1 pseudogene is annotated in these 822 nt (G+C 57.5%); it reads right to left on the reverse strand.

Annotated features, from left to right (window positions below):
- A pseudogene (gene ltrA, locus FXV83_RS44825) lies at nucleotides 1-674 on the reverse strand (group II intron reverse transcriptase/maturase); the annotation flags it as partial.
- Nucleotides 675-822 lie beyond the last annotated feature (148 nt).

Here is an 822-nt window from a genome sequence, read left to right on the forward strand (position 1 = left end):
ATGTTGCAGTCATCCGCGTAACGGCAGAACCGGTGACCACGTCGAGCCAATTCCTTGTCGAGATCGTCGAGCACGATATTGCTGAGGAAGGGCGAGAGCGGACCGCCTTGCGGGGTCCCTTCGTCCACCGGTCGGACCAAACCGTCTTCCAATACCCCGGCATTCAGGAATGCCCGGATAAGCTTGAGCACGCGTTTATCGGGTATCCGTGCGGCGACGCGCGACATCAGGATGTCGTGGTTAACTCGGTCGAAAAATTTTTCCAAGTCGAGATCAACCACTACGTTGTAGCCATCGGCGACGTAACGCTGTGCCTAGGCTACAGCCTGGTGAGCGGACCGCCCTGGCCGAAATCCGAAACTGTGCTCCGAAAACGTCAGATCGCATCGCTCTTGGAGAACTTGCAACACGGCTTGTTGAATCAGGCGGTCGACGACACAGGGGACGCCGCGTTTCCTGACCCCGCCATCCGGCTTCGGGATTTCGACCCGCTTAACCGGCTGCGGCCGATAGTTCCCGTCGAGCAGTTGAGACCGAATGTTTGGCCAGTGCTGACGCAGGAATGCCTTCGCGTCGTCGATGGTCATCCCATCAACGCCAGGGCTTCCTTTGTTCCTTTTAACGCGCTTCCACGCTCTTTCGAGGTTCTCTCGGTCGCACACCTCCTCCATTAGTTATTCTGTGAAAGCCGAGTTTTCGGTGGCTGATTTCGCCATGAGTGGTTCGGTCTCCTCGTCACCGTGCGCCGGAGCTTCACCCCCGGTCCTTCGGTTCCAAGGCCAGCACTTGCTGGTTGTTCTGCCGCTTTCTATTCACGAGATA

It is taken from the genome of Bradyrhizobium hipponense (assembly GCF_008123965.1).
Lineage (GTDB): Bacteria > Pseudomonadota > Alphaproteobacteria > Rhizobiales > Xanthobacteraceae > Bradyrhizobium > Bradyrhizobium hipponense.